Annotated in this window: 17 protein-coding genes and 2 tRNA genes; 8 read left to right on the top strand and 11 right to left on the bottom strand. The window is 60.9% G+C overall.

What is annotated here, in order from left to right:
• Positions 1-95 precede the first annotated feature (95 nt).
• The 11 genes from QK287_RS10950 to dnaA form a co-directional block, all read right to left on the bottom strand.
• Positions 96-171 (bottom strand) — tRNA-Ala (locus QK287_RS10950).
• Positions 172-242: 71 nt separating this feature from the next.
• The gene (locus QK287_RS10945) at positions 243-359 is read right to left on the bottom strand and encodes a DLW-39 family protein (RefSeq protein ID WP_226775554.1); all 117 of its coding nucleotides are present in this window, start codon (positions 357-359) and stop codon (positions 243-245) included.
• 68 nt (positions 360-427) lie between these two features.
• Positions 428-501, bottom strand: a tRNA-Ile gene (locus tag QK287_RS10940).
• 97 nt (positions 502-598) lie between these two features.
• Positions 599-1,279, bottom strand: coding sequence for a DUF3566 domain-containing protein (locus QK287_RS10935; protein WP_282360054.1), 681 nt, complete (start codon positions 1,277-1,279; stop codon positions 599-601).
• A complete protein-coding gene (gene gyrA / locus QK287_RS10930) occupies positions 1,276-3,999 on the bottom strand; it encodes a DNA gyrase subunit A (protein ID WP_282360053.1) in 2,724 nt (907 codons plus the stop codon). The genes QK287_RS10935 and gyrA overlap by 4 nt, the downstream gene beginning before the upstream one ends.
• A gap of 59 nt (positions 4,000-4,058) precedes the next feature.
• Positions 4,059-6,140 (bottom strand): DNA topoisomerase (ATP-hydrolyzing) subunit B, encoded by a 2,082-nt coding sequence (gene gyrB, locus QK287_RS10925; RefSeq protein WP_282360052.1) that lies wholly within the window; start codon positions 6,138-6,140, stop codon positions 4,059-4,061.
• Between the two features lie 413 nt (positions 6,141-6,553).
• A complete protein-coding gene (locus QK287_RS10920) occupies positions 6,554-7,117 on the bottom strand; it encodes a DciA family protein (RefSeq protein WP_282360051.1) in 564 nt (187 codons plus the stop codon).
• Entirely contained in the window at positions 7,114-8,334 is a 1,221-nt protein-coding gene (gene recF / locus QK287_RS10915) for a DNA replication/repair protein RecF (protein ID WP_282360050.1), read from the bottom strand. The genes QK287_RS10920 and recF overlap by 4 nt, the downstream gene beginning before the upstream one ends.
• A gap of 25 nt (positions 8,335-8,359) precedes the next feature.
• Positions 8,360-9,244 carry a phosphogluconate dehydrogenase (NAD(+)-dependent, decarboxylating) gene (gnd, locus tag QK287_RS10910; RefSeq protein ID WP_282360049.1) on the bottom strand — a complete coding sequence of 295 codons (885 nt, stop codon included), beginning with the start codon at positions 9,242-9,244 and terminating at the stop codon, positions 8,360-8,362.
• A 105-nt stretch (positions 9,245-9,349) separates the two neighbouring features.
• Positions 9,350-10,474: a DNA polymerase III subunit beta gene (gene dnaN / locus QK287_RS10905; protein ID WP_282360048.1), complete on the bottom strand. Its 1,125-nt coding sequence runs from the start codon at positions 10,472-10,474 to the stop codon at positions 9,350-9,352.
• A gap of 520 nt (positions 10,475-10,994) precedes the next feature.
• Positions 10,995-12,416: a chromosomal replication initiator protein DnaA gene (dnaA, locus tag QK287_RS10900; protein WP_226775561.1), complete on the bottom strand. Its 1,422-nt coding sequence runs from the start codon at positions 12,414-12,416 to the stop codon at positions 10,995-10,997.
• A 465-nt stretch (positions 12,417-12,881) separates the two neighbouring features.
• Here dnaA and rpmH point away from each other — a divergent pair, with 465 nt between their 5' ends.
• The 8 genes from rpmH to QK287_RS10860 all read left to right on the top strand — a co-directional run bounded on the left by rpmH (position 12,882) and on the right by QK287_RS10860 (position 18,521).
• Positions 12,882-13,019, top strand: a complete 138-nt coding sequence (rpmH, locus tag QK287_RS10895) for a 50S ribosomal protein L34 (RefSeq protein WP_003800212.1) — start codon at positions 12,882-12,884, stop codon at positions 13,017-13,019.
• Positions 13,020-13,060: 41 nt separating this feature from the next.
• Entirely contained in the window at positions 13,061-13,471 is a 411-nt protein-coding gene (gene rnpA, locus QK287_RS10890) for a ribonuclease P protein component (protein ID WP_226775562.1), read from the top strand.
• Entirely contained in the window at positions 13,464-13,859 is a 396-nt protein-coding gene (yidD, locus tag QK287_RS10885; protein ID WP_226775563.1) for a membrane protein insertion efficiency factor YidD, read from the top strand. Before rnpA ends, yidD begins: the two co-directional genes overlap by 8 nt.
• A 16-nt stretch (positions 13,860-13,875) precedes the next feature.
• Positions 13,876-14,856, top strand: a complete 981-nt coding sequence (gene yidC, locus QK287_RS10880; RefSeq protein WP_226775564.1) for a membrane protein insertase YidC — start codon at positions 13,876-13,878, stop codon at positions 14,854-14,856.
• The gene (locus QK287_RS10875; RefSeq protein WP_226775565.1) at positions 14,856-15,467 is read left to right on the top strand and encodes a R3H domain-containing nucleic acid-binding protein; all 612 of its coding nucleotides are present in this window, start codon (positions 14,856-14,858) and stop codon (positions 15,465-15,467) included. Before yidC ends, QK287_RS10875 begins: the two co-directional genes overlap by 1 nt.
• Before the next feature lie 17 nt (positions 15,468-15,484).
• Entirely contained in the window at positions 15,485-16,135 is a 651-nt protein-coding gene (rsmG, locus tag QK287_RS10870; RefSeq protein WP_282360047.1) for a 16S rRNA (guanine(527)-N(7))-methyltransferase RsmG, read from the top strand.
• 86 nt (positions 16,136-16,221) lie between these two features.
• Positions 16,222-17,289 carry a ParA family protein gene (locus QK287_RS10865; RefSeq protein ID WP_282360046.1) on the top strand — a complete coding sequence of 356 codons (1,068 nt, stop codon included), beginning with the start codon at positions 16,222-16,224 and terminating at the stop codon, positions 17,287-17,289.
• Between the two features lie 68 nt (positions 17,290-17,357).
• Positions 17,358-18,521, top strand: a complete 1,164-nt coding sequence (locus QK287_RS10860) for a ParB/RepB/Spo0J family partition protein (protein ID WP_226775568.1) — start codon at positions 17,358-17,360, stop codon at positions 18,519-18,521.
• Positions 18,522-21,609 lie beyond the last annotated feature (3,088 nt).

The following is a 21,609-nucleotide window of genomic DNA, read 5'->3' as shown; positions in this document are numbered from 1 at the left end:
GTCCGGAGTGAAACGAGGGTCCCGGCGCCGACCTGCACGTCAGCGGAAACGCAAAAGGCCCCGGTCCGCGTTTCCGCGGACCGGGGCCTTTCCTATGGTGGAGGCACGGGGACTCGAACCCCGAACCCCCTGCTTGCAAAGCAGGTGCGCTACCAATTGCGCCATGCCCCCATAAGAAGCAACCCGACAATCATACCCCAGTTCGTGGAGCTGTTTTCCAGCTCCTGCGCCTGGGATCTGGGCTAATCAACCGTGTCGGTCGATCTGCTCCAGACTGTTTTCCGGGCCTCGGATTCCTGCACTTTCTTGTAGAGCAGGACGCCTGCGATCGTGGCTATAAAAACCAACAACTTCTTCACATGCACCCCGTTCCGGTTCAGTGGTAAGTACTACCACCGACCCTCCACTTGAATCTGTACAGATTCCGTGGGCGTACCAGGACTTGAACCTGGGACCTCTTCGTTATCAGCGAAGCGCTCTAACCGCCTGAGCTATACGCCCCGATGCCTCATCGGGCCGAGATACGACTTTACAGCACATCCCGGCCCGATCTCAAATCGAGGCATTTTCCCGCAACTTTTCGGGGAAAACCGCGGGTTTAGTCGTCCGTGAGGGTGACGCCGATGCCGCCTACCAGGGTGGCGGAGATGTTGTACAGCACGGCCGAGAGCATGGACAGCGCCGTCAGCAGCACAACGTTGATGACGGCGATGATGGTAGCGAACGATGCCACCTGCCCCAATGAAGCGACCTTTTTCAACTCGAAACCGCCGCCTTCGGAGCCGGCCAGCGTGCCAAGGAGGCCATCGACCTGGTCGAAGATTCCGGTCAGGTCCAAGACCGTCCAGAGCACAATGGCTGCCACAACCGTCACGATGCCCAGTGCCACGGAGAGCAGGAATGCCATCTTCAACACGGACCAAGGGTCAACCTTGCTCACCAACAGGCGCGCCCGGCGGACCTTGGCCTTGGGCGCCGGCTTAATCAGTCCGGCTGTGTTTTGTCCCGGACGGTTTTGTCCCGGACGGTTCTGCCCCGGGCGGTTCTGCCCCGGACCTTGTCCGGGGGTGGCCGGGCGCTGCCCGGCAGCAGCGGGTCGTCCCTGCGCGGGACGCTGCCCGGGGGCTTGCGGCCGCTGGGCCGAGCCAGCAGCCGCACCCGAAGCTCCCGGACTCTGCTCGGGACGCGACGGTGCACCTACCCGCGGTGCGGAGGCGGGCTGCCGCACCCCGCCGGGTACGCCGCTGTTCGGCTTGGGATATGAGTCGGAATTACTCACGCGTTACCTCCGGTATTGTCTTCGTCCAGCTCGGCACTGCCTGATGACTCATCTGACTCCGGGGCCGGTGCTGATTCTTCCGCTGCGGACCCCTCGTGTGATCCGGTATCTTCAGCCAACGTTACGTCATCCGTCGCCGATGCCTGACTTTCGGCAGCATCGACTGCATCTTCGTCTTCGACCACCTCGTCGGTTTCCAGTCCACGCTCGCTGTTGCGTGCCACCTCGATGATGCGGTCGTTCTTGTCGGGTTTGGCGAAGATAACGCCCATGGTGTCGCGCCCCTTGGCCGGCACTCCGGCCACCGAGGAACGGACCACCTTTCCGCCTTCCATAACCACCAGGACCTCGTCTTCGGCTTGGACAATCAGGGCGCCCACCAGATGGCCGCGCTCTTCCTGGTACTTGCCCACCTTGATGCCGAGGCCGCCACGGCCCTGGAGGCGGTATTCCTCCACGGCGGTGCGCTTGGCGTAGCCGCCCTCCGTGACGACAAAGACGAAGGAGCCCTCCGTCACCACGTCGGCGGCCAGAAGTTCGTCGTCCTCGCGGAATTTCATGCCGGTAACGCCGGACGTTGCCCGCCCCATCGGGCGCAGGGCTTCATCGGTGGCGGTGAAACGAATCGACTGGCCCATGCGGGAAACCAGCATCAGGTCATCCGTTTCGGAAACCAGCTGGGCCGAAACCAGTTCATCTTCATCGCGAAGGTTGATTGCGATAACGCCTGCGGAGCGGTTGGTGTCATAGTCCTCGAGGCGGGTCTTTTTCACCAGGCCACGCTTGGTGGCGAGGACCAGATACGGCGATTGCTGGTAGTCGCGCAGGTCCAGCACCTGGGCAATGTGTTCGTCCGGCTGGAACGCGAGCAGGTTGGCCACGTGCTGGCCCTTGGCGTCGCGCCCGGCTTCCACGAGCTCGTACGCCTTCGCCCGGTATACCCGGCCAAGGTTCGTGAAGAACAACAGCCAGTGGTGGGTGGTGGTGACGAAGAAATGTTCGACGACGTCGTCGCCACGCAACTGTGCACCCTTGATGCCCTTGCCTCCGCGCTGCTGCGAGCGGTAGTTGTCGCTGCGGGTGCGCTTGACGTAGCCGCCGCGGGTGATCGTGACGACCATTTCCTCTTCGGGGATCAGGTCCTCCATCGACATGTCCCCGTCGAAGCCCAGCAGGACCTTGGTACGCCGGTCATCGCCGTGTTTGGCTACGATTTCGGCCAACTCGGTGCTGATGATTCCACGCTGGCGTTCTTCAGAGGCCAGGATCGAGTTGAACTCGGTGATCATGGCTTGGAGTTCTGCGTGGCGGTCCTGGATCTTCTGCCGTTCCAGGGCAGCCAGCCGGCGCAGCTGCATGTCTAGGATGGCCCGGGCCTGAAGCTCGTCAATGTCCAAGAGTTGCATCAGACCATCGCGGGCCGCTTCGGTCGTGTTCGAGGCCCGGATCAGTGCAATGACTTCGTCGAGTGCATCGAGCGCCTTCAACAGGGCACGCAGGATGTGCGCTTCCTCCTCGGCCTTGCGGAGCCGGTACCGGGTCCGGCGGGCGATGACGTCGAGCTGGTGGGTCACCCAGTGCCGGATAAAGGCATCAAGGCTCAGGGTGCGGGGCACCCCGTCAACGATCGCCAGCATGTTCGCGGCGAAATTGTCCTGCAACTGGGTGTGCTTGTAGAGGTTGTTCAGCACCACCTTGGCGACTGCGTCGCGTTTGAGCACAATCACAAGCCGCTGTCCGGTGCGTCCCGAGGTCTCATCCCTCAGGTCGGCGATGCCCGAGATTTTGCCGTCTTTGACGAGCTCGGCGATCTTGATCGCCAGGTTGTCCGGGTTGGCCTGATAGGGCAGCTCGGTGACCACGAGGCAGGTACGGCCCTGGAGTTCCTCAACGTTGACAACGGCCCGCATCGTAATCGAGCCGCGGCCCGTACGGTAGGCATCCTCAATCCCCCGGTGGCCCAGGATGGTGGCCCCGGTCGGGAAGTCGGGCCCCTTGATGCGTGTGATCAGCTCTTCGAGCAGTTCTTCCCGGCTGGCGGTCGGGTTGGCCAGATACCACTGCACCCCGTCGGCAACCTCACGGAGGTTGTGCGGCGGAATGTTGGTTGCCATACCAACGGCAATGCCCGAGGATCCGTTGACCAAAAGGTTCGGGAACCGCGCCGGCAGGATGGTGGGTTCCTGGTTTTTACCGTCGTAGTTGTCCTGGAAATCGACAGTTTCCTCGTCGATGTCGCGGACCATCTCCATGGCCAGCTGCGCCATCTTCGTTTCGGTGTATCGGGGTGCCGCCGCGCCGTCATTGCCGGGAGAGCCGAAGTTGCCTTGGCCCAGCGCCAGCGGGTAGCGCATCGTCCAGTCCTGGATCAGGCGCACCAGGGCATCGTAGATGGCGGTGTCGCCGTGCGGATGGTACTGGCCCATAACTTCGCCGACCACACGGGCGCACTTATTGAAGGAGCGCTCCGGTCGGTAGCCGCCGTCGAACATGGCGTAGAGCACGCGGCGGTGGACCGGCTTGAGGCCGTCGCGGACGTCCGGAAGGGCACGCCCCACAATCACGGCCATCGCGTAGTCAAGGTAGGACCGCTGCATTTCGGTCTGCAGGTCAACCTGTTCAACCCGGTCGGTCAGCACATCGGTGCCAAGGACGGTGCCCTCAATAACGGGCTCAGCGTCGGCCGCGCCGGCCGGAACTTCTGGTGTTTCGTCACTCATAGTCTATATTTTCCGTTTCAGGTATATATCGGTCCAGGGATATGTAGGGCTTGAGTACCCTAGATGTCCAGGAACCGAACGTCCTTGGCGTTCTGCTGAATGAAGTTTCGACGGGATTCAACGTCCTCACCCATCAGGGTGGAGAAGGTTTGGTCCGCGGCCAGGGCATCGTCCATCGTGACCTGCAACAGTGTGCGGTGATCGGGGTCCATTGTGGTGTCCCACAGTTCCGTATAGTCCATTTCACCCAAGCCCTTGTAGCGCTGGATGCCGTTGTCCTTGGGAATGCGGCGGCCGGCCGCCTGGCCGGACAGCAGGCGCGCATCGCGCTCCCGGTCACTGTAGACGTAGTCGTGCGGAGCGTTGGACCACTTGATCCGGTACAGCGGAGGCTGCGCCAGATAGACGTAGCCGTTTTCTATCAGCGGGCGCATGTAGCGGAACAACAGGGTCATCAGCAAGGTGGTGATGTGCTGGCCGTCGACGTCAGCATCCGCCATCAGGACAATCTTGTGGTAGCGGAGTTTGCTCAGGTCGAAGTCTTCGCCAATCCCCGTACCGAAGGCGGTAATCATGGACTGGACCTCGGCGTTGCCCAGTGCCTTGTCCAGCCGCGCCCGTTCGACGTTGAGGATTTTTCCACGCAACGGAAGAATGGCCTGGGTTTCCGGGTTGCGGCCGCGCTTGGCGGAACCACCGGCGGAGTCGCCCTCCACGATGTAGACCTCACACTTTTCCGGGTTCTTGGAAGAGCAGTCCGAGAGCTTGCCAGGCATCCCGAAAGATTCCAGCGGGCTCTTCCGGCGGGCGTTATCGCGGGCCTTGCGGGCTGCCATCCGGGCCTGGGCCGCGGAGATGGCCTTGCGGATAACGTCGCGGGCCGGGCCGGGATTCCGTTCCAGCCAGTCGCCAAGGCCGTCCGTGACGACTCGCTGGACGAATCCCTTCACCTCGGAGTTGCCGAGCTTGGTCTTGGTTTGGCCTTCAAACTGAGGCTCGGCAAGCTTGACCGAAATGACTGCCGTCAGTCCTTCACGGATGTCGTCGCCGGTAAGGTTGTCATCCTTTTCCTTGATGATGCTCTTTTCCCGCGCATAGCGGTTGATGAGCGAGGTCATCGCAGCGCGGAATCCTTCTTCGTGGGTGCCACCCTCGTGGGTATTAATGGTGTTGGCATAGGTGTGGACACTCTCGGAGTACGCGTTGGTCCACTGCATCGCCATTTCCAGCGCGATGTGACGTTCGGTATCCTCGGTTTCAAAGGCGATGACATCTTCATGGACCACGTCGACCTTTTTGCCGGAGTTCAGGTGCTTGACGTAGTCCAGCAACCCGTCATCGTATTGGTACACAACGGTGTGGAACTCCGCCGGGACTTCGCCGTCGACTGCAACGGCGTCGAGGTCGAGGTCAGCGTCCTCGGTCGGTTCCTCGGCAACGCGCCTCTCATCGGTCAGCGTGATCCGCAGTCCCTTGTTCAGGAACGCCATCTGTTGGAAGCGGGCGCGCAGTGTTTCGAAATCGAACTCCGTCGATTCAAAAATACCGGCATCCGGGTAGAACGTCTGGGTGGTGCCGGTCTCGCTGGCTTCCTCGCCCTGGACAAGTCCGCCCTGGGGTTTGCCGCCGTCCGCGAAGGACATCCGCCAAACATGGCCCTGGCGGCGGACCTCGGTATCGACCCGGCTGGAGAGCGCGTTGACAACTGAGATGCCCACCCCGTGCAGGCCACCGGAGACGGCGTAACCGCCGCCGCCGAACTTGCCGCCAGCGTGCAGGATGGTCATCACGACCTCCACCGTGGGCTTGTGCTCCGTCGGGTGCATATCCACCGGGATGCCGCGGCCGTTGTCAACCACCTTGACCCCGCCGTCGGCCTGCAGCACAATTTCAATGTGGGTGCAGTACCCGGCCAGGGCCTCATCGACGGAGTTATCCACGACTTCATAGACCAGGTGGTGCAATCCGCGCGGTCCGGTGGAACCGATGTACATGCCGGGACGTTTCCGGACGGCTTCCAGGCCTTCGAGCACCGTAATGTCGCTGGCACCGTAGCCGTGGGCAATTGTGGCTTCCGGCGGGGTATCCGCCGCTACCACTGCTGGTTCCACTGCCGGGATCTCTGCATTGTCGTTAGCCACAGGCGCTTTCGACTCCTCTTTTTTCGTTAAAGGCCAGCCGTCGCCCCTTTCCGGAGGAAACAGCTTCTGCCAACGGGCACGGCACTGATGACACCGGTTGTCCTGCCGACTTGAGGATCCGTTAACCGCACGCGAAAATTTCGTCGGAAACGGACTCAGTCAACGTTTCACCGGCGCCCAGTTATCTCCCCCGATTCTACCGTGTTATAGGGGTGAATCCCGCATTCCATCGCGCCAAACGGGAAGGAAAGTGCCGCTGGGAGGCCACAGACTCCACCTGCAAGGCTCCGGGAGTACCGGACGCGGGTGACTATACGACTCCGGTACGTCTGAGCGCCCTACACGCCGTTTGCGGAATTTTCAAGAGTTTTTGCAAGGAGTGCTTCAGGCCTGGCGTACCAGCAGGCTGAACGCTATCCGTAGGTGTCCCGCGGTCCGCGCCCGTTGACCGTCCGGCCACCCTTGCGCCAGCTCGGCGCCGCAGGTCCGAGGACCTGGATCTTGGTCACCACACCTTCACCGAGTTCGGTGCGGAATTTATCCAGCAGGCTGATGCTGAGCAGGCGCAATTGCGTAGCCCAGGCGGTGGAATCGCAACGGACATGCAAAGTGGTATCGGTGAAACTCTCCGGCGTGCAGTGCGCGGATATTTCCGGTCCCACAAGCGTCGACCATTCGGCCATCACCGATCCCACGGCCACAGGAGAGCTCCAACCACGCTCGGCAACAAGGCGGCCCACCACTTTGCCCAGCCCCATCGGGTCCCTGCCGGTGCCGTGGAATTGTCCGAAGCCGCGGGTGCTGCTGGAGCTGCGGCCAGGCTTTGGCGGAGCCGTTCCGGGGCGTGGTGGAGCTTTGCGCCGTATTTCTCCGCGCGCCGCCGCCGCCTCACGCATTCTGTTTAATGCCGACTGCGCGGCATCGATATCGTCCGGATCGCGTCCCGGCTGCAGGCCGCCGTCGGTATCCTTATTCATCGATCTTCCCGCACATCGATTCCTCCCGGGACTACCCTCACCCGCCGTCCGGCCAGTTCCGTGGGGATATCGTCCTCAACGGCGGCGGTCACAAGCACCTGCTCGGCACCGGATACTATCGCGGCCAGTTTACGCCGGCGCTGGACATCAAGCTCCGCGAACACATCGTCCAGAATCAGGATGGGAGCTGATCCGCCCGTGCGGGCGTCATCGAGCATGACATAGTACGAGGCCAGGCGGAGGGACAGACACATGGACCACGTTTCACCATGCGAGGCATAGCCTTTCGCGGGGGCGGAACCGAGCACCAGTTCGAGTTCGTCGCGGTGCGGGCCAACCAGGGAGATCCCGCGTTCCAATTCCCTGCGCCGAGACGATGCGAAAGCCTGGATGTAGCGTTCGGTCAGCTGATCAATCGAGAGAAGCCGCAAATCCCCGGGTCCCGGAACTTGCCCGTTGGGACCCGGAACCGCCACCAAGGCTTCGACCGGCACAGCGCCGTCATCGTCCACAACACCCTGCAGGGTGGAACGGTAGATCACACCTGCTTCCTTGGACCCGTCGGTGAGCTGGGCATAGGCGCTTTTGAGATGCGGTCCAAGCCTTTCCACCAATTCGAGTCGTGCATGCAGCAGCTCCGCTCCCGCCCGGGCCATGTGCTGATCCCAGACATCCAGGGTGGATTCGTGTCCCGGGCTGAATCTTCCTGACCTGGCGAACTTCAACAGCGCGTTGCGCTGTTTCAGCACCCGGTCATAGTCGCTGCGGGTGGCAGCATGCCTCGGAATGAGACTGACCAGGAGCTCATCGAGGAAACGGCGCCGGCTGGACGGGTCACCCTTGACCAGGGCAAGATCCTCCGGTGCAAACAAAACGGTCTGGCAAATACCCAAGATGTCGCGGGCCCGGACCGGGTTGCTGCGGTTGATCCGCGCGCGGTTGGCGCGCGCGGCGTTGATTTCGACTTCGAGCACCGTGGACTGCTCGCCGCGGACCAGCTTGGCACGAATCATCGCCCGATCGGTTCCAAACCGCAGCAGCGGCGCATCGGAACTGACCCGGTGCGAGCTGAGTGAGGCCAGATAGCCGATGGCTTCCATCAGGTTGGTTTTGCCGATGCCGTTGGACCCTACCAACACGGTGACACCCGGCTCCAGGCTCAGCTCTACCTGGGCATAGCTGCGGAAGTCCGTGAGCGAAAGTTGTTCTAGGTACACGCCGGGTCAGGATTTCGGGACAGGACTATTTTGCCGGACGGGTTGGGTGTCCGCCGAATTGATGCCGCAGTGCGGAAACCATCTTCATGGCGGGTGAGTTGTCCTCGCGCGATGAAAAGCGGGCAAAGAGGGCTGCCGTGATGGCTGGGGCCGGCACGGCGTTGGCGATCGCTTCCTCCACGGTCCAGCGACCCTCGCCGGAATCTTCAACATAGTCATCGATCGATTCCAGGCCGGGATCCTCATCGAGCGCCTTCACCATCAGGTCCAGCAGCCACGAGCGGACCACAGTCCCCTTCTGCCAGGCGCGGAAAGTACCGGGAAGATCAGTCACAATGTCCTTAGCGGCGAGGAGTTCATACCCCTCTGCATAGGCCTGCATCAGGCCGTATTCGACGCCGTTGTGAACCATCTTGGCGTAGTGGCCGGCTCCAACCCCGCCGACGTGAACGAAGCTGTCGGACCGTTCGCCCTCGGGACGAAGTGCGTCGAAGACGGGCATGGCGCGCTCAATATCCACCGCATCCCCGCCGGCCATCAAACCGTAACCGTTCTGCAGGCCCCATACGCCGCCGGACACACCGCAGTCGGCAAATCGGATGCCCACTTCAGCCAGTGCGGCGCCGTGTTTTTGGTCCTCGGTGAAGCGGGAATTACCGCCGTCGATGACCAGATCACCGGCGTCGAGTTTGGCGCCGAGTTCGGTAATGACGGCGTCGGTGATCCCGCCGGAGGGAACCATCACCCAGATCAGGCGCGGCGCCGGGACGGCGGCGATCAGGTCATCAACGCTGGCGACGTCGGTGACCTCAGGGTTGCGGTCGAAACCGGTAACGTCAATTCCACCCGCGCGCAGCCGTTCGCGCATGTTGAAACCCATTTTTCCAAGGCCGATCAGTCCAATGTGCACTTAGATGAACTCTTTTCTGCGCTGGGGTGTTTCGGGTGATGGCGTCCACCCAACTGACTGGCAGCTGAGGCCGTTTTGATCCCTCAAAACGGCCTCAACTGCGGGTTAGTTGGGCAACCGCACCGGCATAACCAGGTAACGGTAGTCGCCTTGGTCTTCTCCGTCGGCATCGTTTTGGGCCGTAATCATGGCCGGCTTGGGCGCACTGGTGAAGGAGAACCGGACAAACTTGGTCTCGATGACGCTCAGGCCCTCAATCAGGTAATGCGGGTTGAACGCGACGGTGATGTCTTCGCCCGTGAGCTGGGCCTCGAGCTCTTCTGATGCCTGTGCATCTTCGCCGGTGCCGGCATCGAGGTGCAGCTGGCCTTGGGTGAACGCGAGCCGGACCGGAGTGTTCCGTTCCGCAACGAGCGAGACACGACGGACGGCCTCGACGAGTTCCGAGGTCTGCACGGTGGCATGGATCGGCGTGGACTCGGGAAAAAGTGATCGAATCTTGGGGTAGTCGCCGTCAACGAGGAGGGACGTGGTGGTGCGGCCGCCGCTTTCAAAGCCAATGAGCCGGCTGTCGTCATCAGCGAGGGCGAGGTGGATGTCACCGGTGCCGCCGAGAGTCTTGGCAACTTCATTGAGGGTCTTGGCCTTGACGAGTGCGCTTGTGGAGATGCCCGGAGTGACCGGTTTCCACGGAACCTCGCGCATGGCCAGACGGTAACGGTCGGTGGCCAGCAAGGTGATCATGTCGTCCTCGATTTCCATCCGGACGCCGGTGAGGATGGGCAGGGTGTCATCTTTGCTCGCTGCGATGATCACCTGGGAGACAGCCTGGGCGAAGGCGTCGCCGGGTACTGTGCCGCTGATTGCGGGCAGAGCAGGCAGCGGAGGGTATTCGGCCTCGGGCATGGTGGCGAGATGGAAGCTGCTGCGCCGGCAGGTCAATGTGACTTTGTTGCCGTCGGTCTCAACGTCGACCGGCGCCGAAGGGAGGCTGCGGCATATCTCGGCGAGCAGCCGTCCCGATACCAGAATCGTGCCCTCGGTGGTGATGTCAGCAGCGATCTCGAGCCTTGCCGAGGTCTCGTAGTCAAAGCTCGAGAGGCTCACCGTACCGGCTTCAGCCTTCAGTAGCAGACCGGAAAGGACGGGTACTGGCGGCCGCGGAGACAACGACCGGGCGGTCCAGGTCACGGCTTCTGCCAGGACGTCCCGTTCGACTCTGAACTTCACGGAAGGGTGCCGCCTTTCATTGCTGCTGTCATCACTGATGGCCGGGCCACCGGCCCGGCAAGGAATCACAAAAGATGTCCAGGACGGACACACTGCAGACAGCTTAGCCGCATGAAGTGTGATTCTCCCATCTCCGAGTTGGAACCGGGCAGATTGTCCGGGCGGCTCCGGTGCCCGGGTTCTGCCGACGGCCGGCTCGTTCCTGGCCGTGTTCCGGGGTGGGACGGAGATTGTTATTTGAGGGAATTTCATTATTGAGGGATTAGTAGTGTTAATAACTGCTGTGGATACTGTGGATAACCCCGTTTGACGGTGCGTTCCCGCGGTTAACGCCTGTTCATGGACTGTGGGCGGAGTAGGTTTTAAACAGGGTGTGGATGGGGATAACGTTTTCGCCGCTGCCCGTGATCCACAGGCGCCTTAAGGGTTTTAAGCCCATTAACCGCAGTTGTCCCCTTAACTATCCACAGGGTTGTCCACAGGCGTCTGTTAATAAGGTAAGAGTGCTTGGCGCGACTGCCTAGGAATTACGCTGCTGCTGCTTGATCCTGTTGGTCAGTTCGGTGACCTGGTTGTAGATCACTCGGCGCTCAGCCATCAACTCACGGATCTTGCGGTCTGCATGGATGACCGTGGTGTGGTCGCGGCCGCCGAGTTCCTGCCCGATCTTGGGAAGGGACATATCCGTGAGTTCACGGCACAAATACATGGCGATCTGCCGGGCGGTGACCAGGGTCCTGGTCCGCGACTTACTGCAGAGCTCCTCCATGCTGAGCTTGAAGTAGTCGGCGGTCTGGGTGAGGATCTGCGCGGAGGTGATTTCCTGGGCCCCGTCATCGGTGATGAGGTCCTTGAGCACCATCTCTGCCAAGGCAACGTCCACCGGTTGGCGGTTGAGGCTGGCGAAGGCCGTGACCCGGATCAGTGCCCCCTCCAGTTCGCGGATGTTGCTGGAGATCTTCGACGCGATGTATTCCAGGGCGTCGTCCGGTGCCGAGAGGCCCTCGCTGAGGGCCTTCTTGCGCAGGATTGCGATCCGGGTCTCGAGTTCCGGCGGCTGGATGTCGGTCAGCAGGCCCCACTCGAAGCGGGACTTCATCCGGTCCTCGAAGCCAGCGAGCAGTTTGGGTGGTTGGTCGGAGGTGATGACCACCTGCTTGTTGTTGTTGTGCAGGGCGTTGAAGGTGTGGAAGAACTCCTCCAGCGTCCGGTCCTTGCCGGCCAGGAACTGGATGTCATCGATCAGGAGGACATCCACGTTGCGGTACGTCGTTTTGAAGCTGGTGCCTTCATCGTCGCGGATGGAGTTGATGAAGTCGTTGGTGAATTCCTCGGAGTTCACGTAGCGGACCCGGATTCCGCTGTACAGCCTGCGGGCATAGTGGCCGATCGCATGGAGCAGATGAGTCTTGCCCAGACCGGAATCGCCATAGATGAAGAGCGGGTTGTAGGCCTTGGCCGGCGCTTCAGCGACGGCCACCGCCGCAGCATGGGCGAAACGGTTGGAGGAACCAATCACAAAGGTGTCGAAGACATACTTCGGATTGAGGCGGCCAAATTCATGCGACGTGCTCGGCAGCATGGGTTGTGGTTTTAGTTCGACGGAAGGATCGGCCACGAGAGACAATTCGACGGCGGGTTCGGGTTCCGGGTGCAGCGGGACCAGATCGGTGTCGACGTCGATTGCACAACGGATTTCGTCGGAGAAGACGCTCCGGAGGGCGTCGTCGAGGGCTTCCTTCACCTGTGTCTGGAGTACCTCACGGGTGAGTTCATTGGGGACCGCCACCAGCAGGGTTGAACCGATGAGCCCCTGGGCTTGGGCGAGGATGACGAAGCCGCGCTGCCGGGGTGATACCCGGTGATCGTTCTCCAGCAGGCTTACTACCCGCCGCCAGGAACTTCCGACAGTGTTGGCTTGGTTGGCTTCGTCTACTGTCATCAATCAGTTCCTCAAACTTGCTTGCCTAAATTGCCGGCAGCCACATGGCCCGAACCAGTGCGCTGGCCCCGGCTTAATCCACAGGGTTATGCACAGTCCGTGGATAATCGGCTACTGGGACACTCTAGGGGATCAAATGGGCAGAAGATAGCTGGGTTCTGTCCTGTGGATAATCACACTGCTGTAGTTCGAATTGGGACCCTTTGGCACTCGTCATCCACAGGCCGGGAAGGGAGTTAGCCACAGCTGGGGAAACTCTGCGGCGCGACCCCCGGTTTGACTCTGGAGGGCGGCAAGCCCTAACGTTGTGAAGTCCCATGTGTACGCTTTAAGCCTCATTTGAATCTTTCCCGGCGCCCCGCGCGTCTTGCGAGTTGAGGTAAGCGGCACATACAAAACTTAGCGTCGACCAGTTCTTCCCCTTGATCGGGTGGGCGCACCTTTGATCCCACTGGAGTAACTAACGTGAGCAAGCGGACTTTTCAGCCGAATAACCGCCGTCGAGCCAAGAAGCACGGCTTCCGCCTTCGTATGCGTACCCGTGCCGGCCGTGCCATCCTGGCAGCCCGTCGTGGCAAGGGTCGCACCGAGCTGTCGGCCTAAATAACTGACTCGTCGGTCCACATCCCTGTGCGAGTTTAACGGTGCTGGCCACCCGCAACCGTCTGAGGACATCAACCGATTTTTCAACAACTGTACGTTCCGGTGTCCGCAATGGACGCCGGAACGTAGTGTTATATACGGCAGCCTTGGCTGCCGGTGAACCAAGCCGGATCGGATTCATCGTTTCCAAGAGTGTCGGGAACGCTGTTGCCAGGAACCTCGTTAAGAGGAGACTGAGAGAAGTCGGCGCCTTGTCCTTGCAGAAATACGGCAGCGGGTTCGCGATCGTGGTTCGGGCCTTGCCCGCCGCGGCGGGAGCCAGTTGGGACCAACTGCGATCGGACTATGACGCCGCACTGGAAAACAACATGAAACGGCTGGGCAGCCGCCTTCCTAAGGCTGCTTCGTCAGTTTCTTACGAGACAACACAGGAAGGGACCTCGCGTGCGTAACTTAACTGCCGCCGTCGTCCCTCCTGCAAAGTTCGCAGCGGAATGGTTGGGCCGGGCAGTCTGGAATGCGCCCCGCAATATCCTCATCCTGCTGCTCCTGGCATACCGCAAGGTGATTTCGCCGCTGTACGGCCAGGTCTGCCGTTTCTTCCCGAGCTGCTCGGCCTATGCCCTTGAAGCGGTCACCGTGCACGGCGCGGTTAAGGGAAGCTGGCTGGCGGCCAAGCGCCTGGTGCGCTGCCACCCCTGGAATGCCGGTGGTGTGGACCATGTCCCCGCCGGTAAATGCGAATGGCCCGCAGACCACACCCCCACAATTGTTGTGATGAACAATCCGGACAAGTATCTGGCTGCTCGGACTGATGGAGAAGGCCGCTCTGCGGCCTGACGAATAGGGATATCGTATGGATTTCTTTGGAACAATCATGTTTCCTTTCAAGTGGCTTGTGTCCGCCATTATGTTGGTCTTCCACGATGGACTGAGCGTCATCGGGTTGCCTGCCGCCAATGGCTGGACGTGGACCCTATCCATCATCGGGCTGGTGCTGGTGATCCGCGCGGCGCTTATTCCCGTATTCGTCAAACAGATCAAGGCCCAGCGCGGGATGCAGCTCCTGCAGCCGGACCTGAAGAAGCTGCAGGACAAGTACAAGGGCAAAACTGATCAGCTGTCCCGCCAGGCCATGGCCCAGGAACAGATGGCCATGTACAAGAAGCACGGCACCAACCCATTCTCGGCGTGCCTTCCCATGCTGATCCAGATGCCGTTCTTCTTTGCGCTCTTCCAGGTCCTTTCCGGGATTACGTCGGCGGCGACCAGCGGTGTCGGCATCGGCGCGATGAGTCACGAACAGGTCCTGCAGTTCGATGAGTCGAGCATTTTTGGTGCCCCGCTCTCTGCCACCCTGCTGCACGGTACGCCGGCCGGCGGCAACGTCGTTGCGGTGTGGATTCTCTCGATTGTGATGATTCTGGCGATGACGGCCTCACAGTTCATCACCCAGAAGCAGATCATGGCGAAGAATATGTCCGAGGAAGCCATGGCGAGTCCGTTTATGCGCCAGCAGAAGATGATGCTGTACATCCTGCCGCTGGTCTTCGGCGTCGGCGGGATCAACTTCCCCATCGGTGTCCTGATCTACTGGACCACCACAAACCTGTGGACCATGGGTCAGCAGTTCTTTGTTATTCGCCGTATGCCGACGCCGGGATCCCCCGCTGCCAAGGCGCTGGCTGAGCGTCGTGCTGCCAAGGGCCTGCCTGCCTTGCCGTTGACTAGTGCCAAGAAGGCCGAGGCCGAATCCGCGGAGGCTGCGGCCGCTGCGGCCCTGGCGGCTAAGAGCCAGCGTGTCCAGCCACAACGCAAGAACAGGAAGAGGAAGTAATGTCCGCCGAGAGCACCGAACACGCTATTTCCGCTGAAGCCATTGATGAGCAGGGCGAGGCCCTGAGCGGAACCCACGATGCTGACCGGACCACTGATGAAGGTACCGAAGAATCGGCAGCTGACGAGGGCAAGGGTTCATCCGCCGGTCGGCTGGAAGAAGAAGGCGACGTGGCCGCGGACTACCTCGAGGAACTTCTGGACATCGCCGACATTGACGGCGATATTGACATCGAAGTGCGTAATGGTCGCACGTACATTTCAATCGTTACCGAGGAAGAATCAGCCGGTCTGGAAAATCTGGTTGGTGCGGACGGGGAGGTACTCGAAGCCCTTCAGGAACTGACCCGGCTGGCGGTGTTGTCCGCGACCGAAAACCGCTCGCGGTTGGTTCTGGATATCAACGGCTACCGTTCCGAGCGTTCCGGCGAACTGCAAAAGATTGCAGACGCCGCCGTTGCCTCCGTTAAGGAGTCCGGTAAAGCCGTTGCTCTTGCTCCGATGAGCGCCTATGAGCGCAAAATTGTGCACGACGCCGTTGCCGATCTGGGACTCGTCAGCGAGTCTGAAGGCGAAGGCGCCGAACGTCACATCGTCGTTTCTGCAGACTGATGCCGGCGGATACCTTGATGGTTGAGATAACCGACGCTGAATTGCAGGCAGCACAGACGATCTTTGGGGACCGCCTGAACCTGGCAAAGCGGTATGTGGAGCATCTGGCCACCTCGGGCACGGAACGGGGCCTCATCGGTCCCCGCGAAGTTCCCCGGTTGTGGAGCCGGCACGTGCTGAACTGTGCCGTAATTGAGAGTCAGATTGCCGAGGGAAGCCACGTGGCGGATGTCGGCAGCGGGGCCGGATTGCCTGGCCTGTGTCTGGCCATTGCCCGCCCGGACCTTGAACTGACCCTGATTGAGCCCCTCGAACGCCGCGTGGTTTGGCTTCAGGAGGTCGTTGATGACCTGGGCCTTATTAATGTAACGGTGATGCGCAGCCGGGCAGAGCTGGCGGTTGGGATGGTGAAGGCCGACGTCGTGACGGCCCGGGCCGTCTCAGCACTCTCGAACCTTGCCGGCCTCACAATTCCGCTGTTGGCGGGCAAAGGTGAAGTTATCGCGATCAAGGGACGAAGCGCCGGCGAGGAAGTCGAAAAGGCAGCCAAGGTGATCCGCAAGCTTGGTGGCACGCAGACCACTGTTTTGCTTGTGGGTGAAGGACTCCTCGAAGAACCCACAACGGTTGTCCGTATCGTTGTGAATAAGCCTCAAAAGAAAGCCTAGCGTCCGCCCGGTGCCCTCTGTCCCCCTGGGTAAGAGGTTAGGCTAGTAACCGGCAGCAAGAGCCGAACGAGAGTGAGTGTGTCACAGTGACCAGTAGCGAAGCCTCCACACAGCGGATTCCCCCGTTTGTGTCCCTGGGGTCCGCACGGGCCACGGTTGTGCCTCCCGTCGTTCATCGAAACACCGGTAATCGTCCGGTATCGGTTGCAAAGGCCAGTGGCATGGCTGGTGTTTCACGTGAAACTTCGGTAGTTGCCAAGGGAAATGTGCTTGATTCCCTTGACGACTCCAGCCCGATTGCCCGGGAGCTCGCCCATGAGAACAAACGGCGTGAACGTCTTCTTGGCCGTGAACTCCCGAAGCCCGAGAAGACCAGAATTTTTACCGTCTCCAATCAGAAGGGCGGAGTGGGCAAGACCACCACAACGGTCAATATTGCTGCCGCCCTGGCCGCCGCTGGCTTGAACGTCCTGGTTATCGACATCGACCCCCAGGGGAACGCGTCGACAGCGTTGGGAATTGAACACCACGCCGAAGTCGACAGCATTTACGACGTGCTCATCAATGACTTTCCCTTGCGGGACGTTGTAGCTCCCTGCCCCGACATTGCCAAGCTGATCTGTGCGCCAGCCACCATCCACCTCGCCGGGGCGGAGATCGAGCTGGTCAGCCTCGTTGCCCGCGAGCAGCGGCTCCGGCGGGCGATTGATGTGTATGCCCAGGAACGCGCCAAGAATGGTGAGGAACGCCTGGATTACATCTTCATCGATTGTCCCCCAAGCCTAGGCTTGCTGACAGTCAACGCGTTTTGTGCTGCCAATGAGGTTTTGATTCCGATTCAATGCGAGTACTACGCACTGGAGGGACTCAGCCAGCTGCTGAAAAACATCGAAATGATCCAGAAGCACCTAAATGCGGATCTGGTCGTCTCTACGATTCTTCTGACGATGTACGACGGCCGCACCAATCTCGCTGCCCAAGTGGCTGCAGAGGTTCGCGAACACTTCCCGGAACAGGTACTCGGGGCTGTGGTGCCGCGATCGGTACGGATTTCTGAAGCCCCCAGCTACCAGCAGACCGTGATGACGTACGATCCCTCGTCCAGCGGGGCGCTGTCCTATCTTGAAGCCGCAGCCGAAATCGCACAACGTTAGTATCTTTTCGAGAATTGCACTAGCTAGAGTCCGGTGCTGACCGACTCTTCCAATGGAGGGATTTATCCATGAGCGATAAGCGACGCGGCCTCGGCCGTGGACTTGGGGCACTCATTCCAAGTTCCGCTGCGGCTTCAGGCAGTGGTTCCGCGCCGTCCCGCCCCGTGGATCTCTTCTTTCCGGAAGGCCGAAAGCGAACACCCGATGCAGGTGCAGCAGCTGGTGAATTAGTCCCCGCCGAGGACATGGTGGCGGCGCCGGCGGAGACGTCTTCGCCGGCAGCGGCAAACATTGATGGGTCGGCGCATACGTCCTCGAAGCCTGCTTCCGAAACCAGGAAGGCGCCGGTCCGCAAGGCGCCGGATGCTGAGACTGGTTCCCAAAGGCAGGGCCAGGACGTGGAGCTCGTCGAAGTTCCCGGGGTCCGGTTTGCGGAGATTCCGGTCACCGACATCCATCCCAACCGGAAACAGCCCCGTTCGGTCTTCGACGAGGACGATATGGCAGAGCTGGTGCATTCAGTTCGTGAAATCGGCGTCCTCCAGCCAATTGTTGTTCGTACTTCAACCGAAATAGGTGGAGAACCCTACGAGCTTGTTATGGGCGAGCGTCGTTGGCGGGCTGTACAGGCTGCTGGGCTCGAAACCATTCCGGCCATCGTGCGGGATACGACGGATGATGACCTGCTTCGCGACGCCCTCTTGGAGAACCTCCACCGCAGTCAGCTGAACCCGCTGGAAGAGGCCGCGGCATACCAGCAGCTGCTGGAAGATTTTGGCACCACACATGAACAACTGGCGGACCGTATTGGGCGATCCCGGCCCCAGGTGTCCAACACACTGCGTCTGCTCAAGCTGCCTCCACTGGTTCAGCGCCGCGTAGCTGCCGGTGTTATCTCTGCCGGTCATGCCCGCGCGCTGCTCGCCCTCCCCGACGCCCCCGCGATGGAAAGAATGGCCCAAAAGATCGTTGCCGAGGGTATGTCCGTCCGCGCGACGGAGGAAGCTGTAACGCTGTATCAGAACCCGACAGCGACACCGAAAAACAACATTCCGCGGCCCGGTGCACGGCACGAGCGCCTGGACTATCTGGCGTCTTCACTTTCTGACCGCCTTGATACCAACGTCAAGATCTCGTTGGGGGCGCGAAAGGGTCGTGTCAGTATTGAATTCGCAAGCGTGGAGGATCTAAACCGCATCATGGATGTCTTGACGCCGGGAGCGGCAGGATAGCGCATCAACGACACACTGGAAGGGGCCTGTTTCACGTGAAACAGGCCCCTTTCTATTGGTAGCGGTGGCGGTTCCAACGCCAGCAAGGTCTGCGCGGACCCGTTGGTCGTTTGGTGGCTCCTGCTATGCAGTCCAAATTCTGCGGACTCAGCTGCCGGGCCACGCTTGGAACCCGCTCAGTCGTTCAAGTGCCTATGGTGCAATAGCAAGGCTGTCCTGCAGTCAAGGGACGGAGCTGGCACGCATGCCAAATGCCCCCCAACGACCATGGACGAACTGGAGATAAGAGGACATGCCAGCGGCAGTTTTCGGTGCCCATTCATTGATCCACGGTGTTTGCACGGAAGATTTGCGCCCGCGCTGAACACACGTTTCACGTGAAACATGGACGTCAATTCTCACGAAGGTGCTGCACCTGCTGGTGATGCCCTGTCGGCTGAAGCAGCAAAAGGCGCCCGTTCACCGAAGTCACGGCTGGAAATGGCAAATTCCTGCTGGCCCAACACAAAAGCACGTGCTGCCGCGGGCTACCCGGCCAGACGCCAATACTAACTATTGGGCTATCGCCGCAGTCAGCTGGTTGTTGCTTCGACAATTCCCGAAAGTGGAGACTGTGCCTCCGCACGCTGGCGGCCCGGCATCGAGTCTGCATTCAGCTGGCGGTCGGATCCTTCCTTGTCTCGGTTGATGGGGTATGGCACGGACTGGGGTACGGTAGACGGCGGTAGGCCCGGGTGCCGGACATTCACATAACCCCGCTGGATCCGCGTCTCATTGCAGCGAACCCAGGGCATGACCAACACGCCTGGCATCGCCGGGCGGTGATCGCCATGACTCACAATTGCAGGGCGCTAGGCTGGCAGGTCTTGGCCGCAGATCAAGGACAGGTGCAATTCGCAGCGGTCTAGGGGCCCCTAGGCCGCTCTCTGGACCCCTTGCGTCTCGGTTCTCGACAACTGCACTCCGCACCGCTCTATGTACGCCTGGAGGCCGTGCACAAGCCCTAGACAGGCATGCGGGCGCGCCCCCCATGAGCCGGCAGCGTGCCCACAGCTCCTTTCTGCCCACACCCTGTGGGCGACCTTCGTTGCCGTGCTGTTTCGTCGCGGGCCTTACCCGGCACAGCGGGTGGCACGGTGGTAGACCGGTTCTTTATGCTCGCGCCAAGCGACAGACATCAGTGTGAGTTTGGCGATGACGGGGCGCGGCTGGGGGTCTGCAAGCTTCGGGTGGCCGTCCGATCGTATGGGGCTTCGAGTGACGGAAATCGACGAGCCCCCCGTGTGGAGCTTTGAGGGTCGCTGCAGCCCAATCGTGTGTAGTGGCTATTCACAGTAGTTGTCCCGGCCGTCACGGACGTGAGCGAGTGCTCTTTCGATCGCGGGGTACCGTCACGTTTATCCGTGCTGCCACGGCTGCTGGACGGGGTGGCGGACGCCAGACATGGGCCGATAACGGATGCCTCCAGCTCGGCGGGTGATGGTGAAGATTGGGACCGCGTACCCGGAGGCTTCCCTGGGCTGTTGTGGTCGGCGGTGGATAACCCGGTGGATAGTGCTGTGGATAAAGCTGTGGATTACTCGACACCCAGGTCAGGGCCGCGACGCTGCTGCCAGGGCCGTTGGAGCGCCAGCTGCGAGCTGCTTCCAACCGGGCGTTAGGACTCCCGTAGCGTTTCACGTGAAACATCCGGCGACGCTATTTTGGCGGCACCGAAAACGCTAGGCTGTGCTTACTTAATCCACTGCAGCTGGTTAATTTTCCACGAATATTCAGACAAGGTGCTGTTGATGCAAGCCACAATCTGTACGTGGGTCGATGACCAGGGACGGCCTCGAATCACGGGCAATGGCGCGAACCGAGTTAACGTCAAATGGCTCTCTGGGCGCCGACGCTTCGACCGTGTGATCAGTCCCTCATCCCCTGTGGATAACCCTGTGAGTAACCTCTGTGGAGAAGGCTGTGGGAATCTACCCGGTTTGGGGCTATTGGGTATGATCGGCAGTCTTAGTCCGCCTCCCTGCATCACCATCCGCGTGCCGCCAGGGCACACTGGATTCGGGAAGCGCTGGGCCAAATCCCGGTCGCTGCGGCACAGCCCATTCTTCGAGGGCAACAAGAGAAGTGGGGAGGTATCGGCTAGGCCTGCTTCCCTCAGCCTCCCCCATCGGATGCCCGGACCATCGTGATCTGGCGACCCCTGTCGAGGTACGTTCTAGGGTGTCCGAAGTGACATTGGAGGCCCGCACCAAAGGGTTCCGCTGAAGGCTGGGTATCAGTTGGCTGATGCAGCAGAACGCGGGCTGGACGATACCGCTTAATCCGTGGGCCCTCCCAAGAGATCCACGGCGGCCAAATGGCAAAATGATGTCGCTAGGGATGGTTCGGCCGGGCATTCCAGCCGGTCCTTGCAGGCGTTCTCGCCCGGCGGAAGAGAGAGCGCCCAGTGGACCTCTCCATCTACGGTGCAGTCCTCTCGGCGGCGGGGGGGTATCACGGTCCCCCTGTGGCAGAGTTTGCCGTATTTTCCTCGGGTTTTCTATTGTCAGTCCTTCACCGCAGACTGGAGCGCGAGGCACCGGCGTTCGCTGCAGGAGGTGCCGCGGATAGACGCGCGGTGCCCGAAGGACATCGGGACCCCAACTGCAGTACGAGGTCCTTGATCGTGGCCCGCACCGCCTCTGTGCCCCGTGTCCCCCAGCTGGCTGGCCCTGAAGATATTGGGCTCTGTACAGGAAGTGAACCCGCCCGTGCCGCCTGAGACTCCGCATCGTTTGTGACCGGAGACGGCGACGATGCGAGGGATGATGTGTTTCACGTGAAACATTGGCGTAGTTCCGGCGACGGCGTCCGGTTTACCCGGCGCTAGCGCCGCCCGGCCGCCGCTGCGATAAAGGCACTGACCGGGTGCCAACAATGGTAATCAGGAGTGATCCGGCTCCAGGGAGTCCATTGCGAAGGTTCCAAATTGGTTCCGGTGGGTCCGCCGCAGTTGAACCATCCTTTGACCCCCGATATCCGTGCCGAGCTCTCCTGAGAGGCTATAGGTGGCGTTGCGTCTGGATGTACAGGCAGCCCTCTTGGTTAG

This window comes from Arthrobacter sp. AL05, from assembly GCF_029960715.1.
Lineage (GTDB): Bacteria > Actinomycetota > Actinomycetes > Actinomycetales > Micrococcaceae > Arthrobacter.
This window is presented reverse-complemented; position numbering and strand designations above follow the sequence as displayed.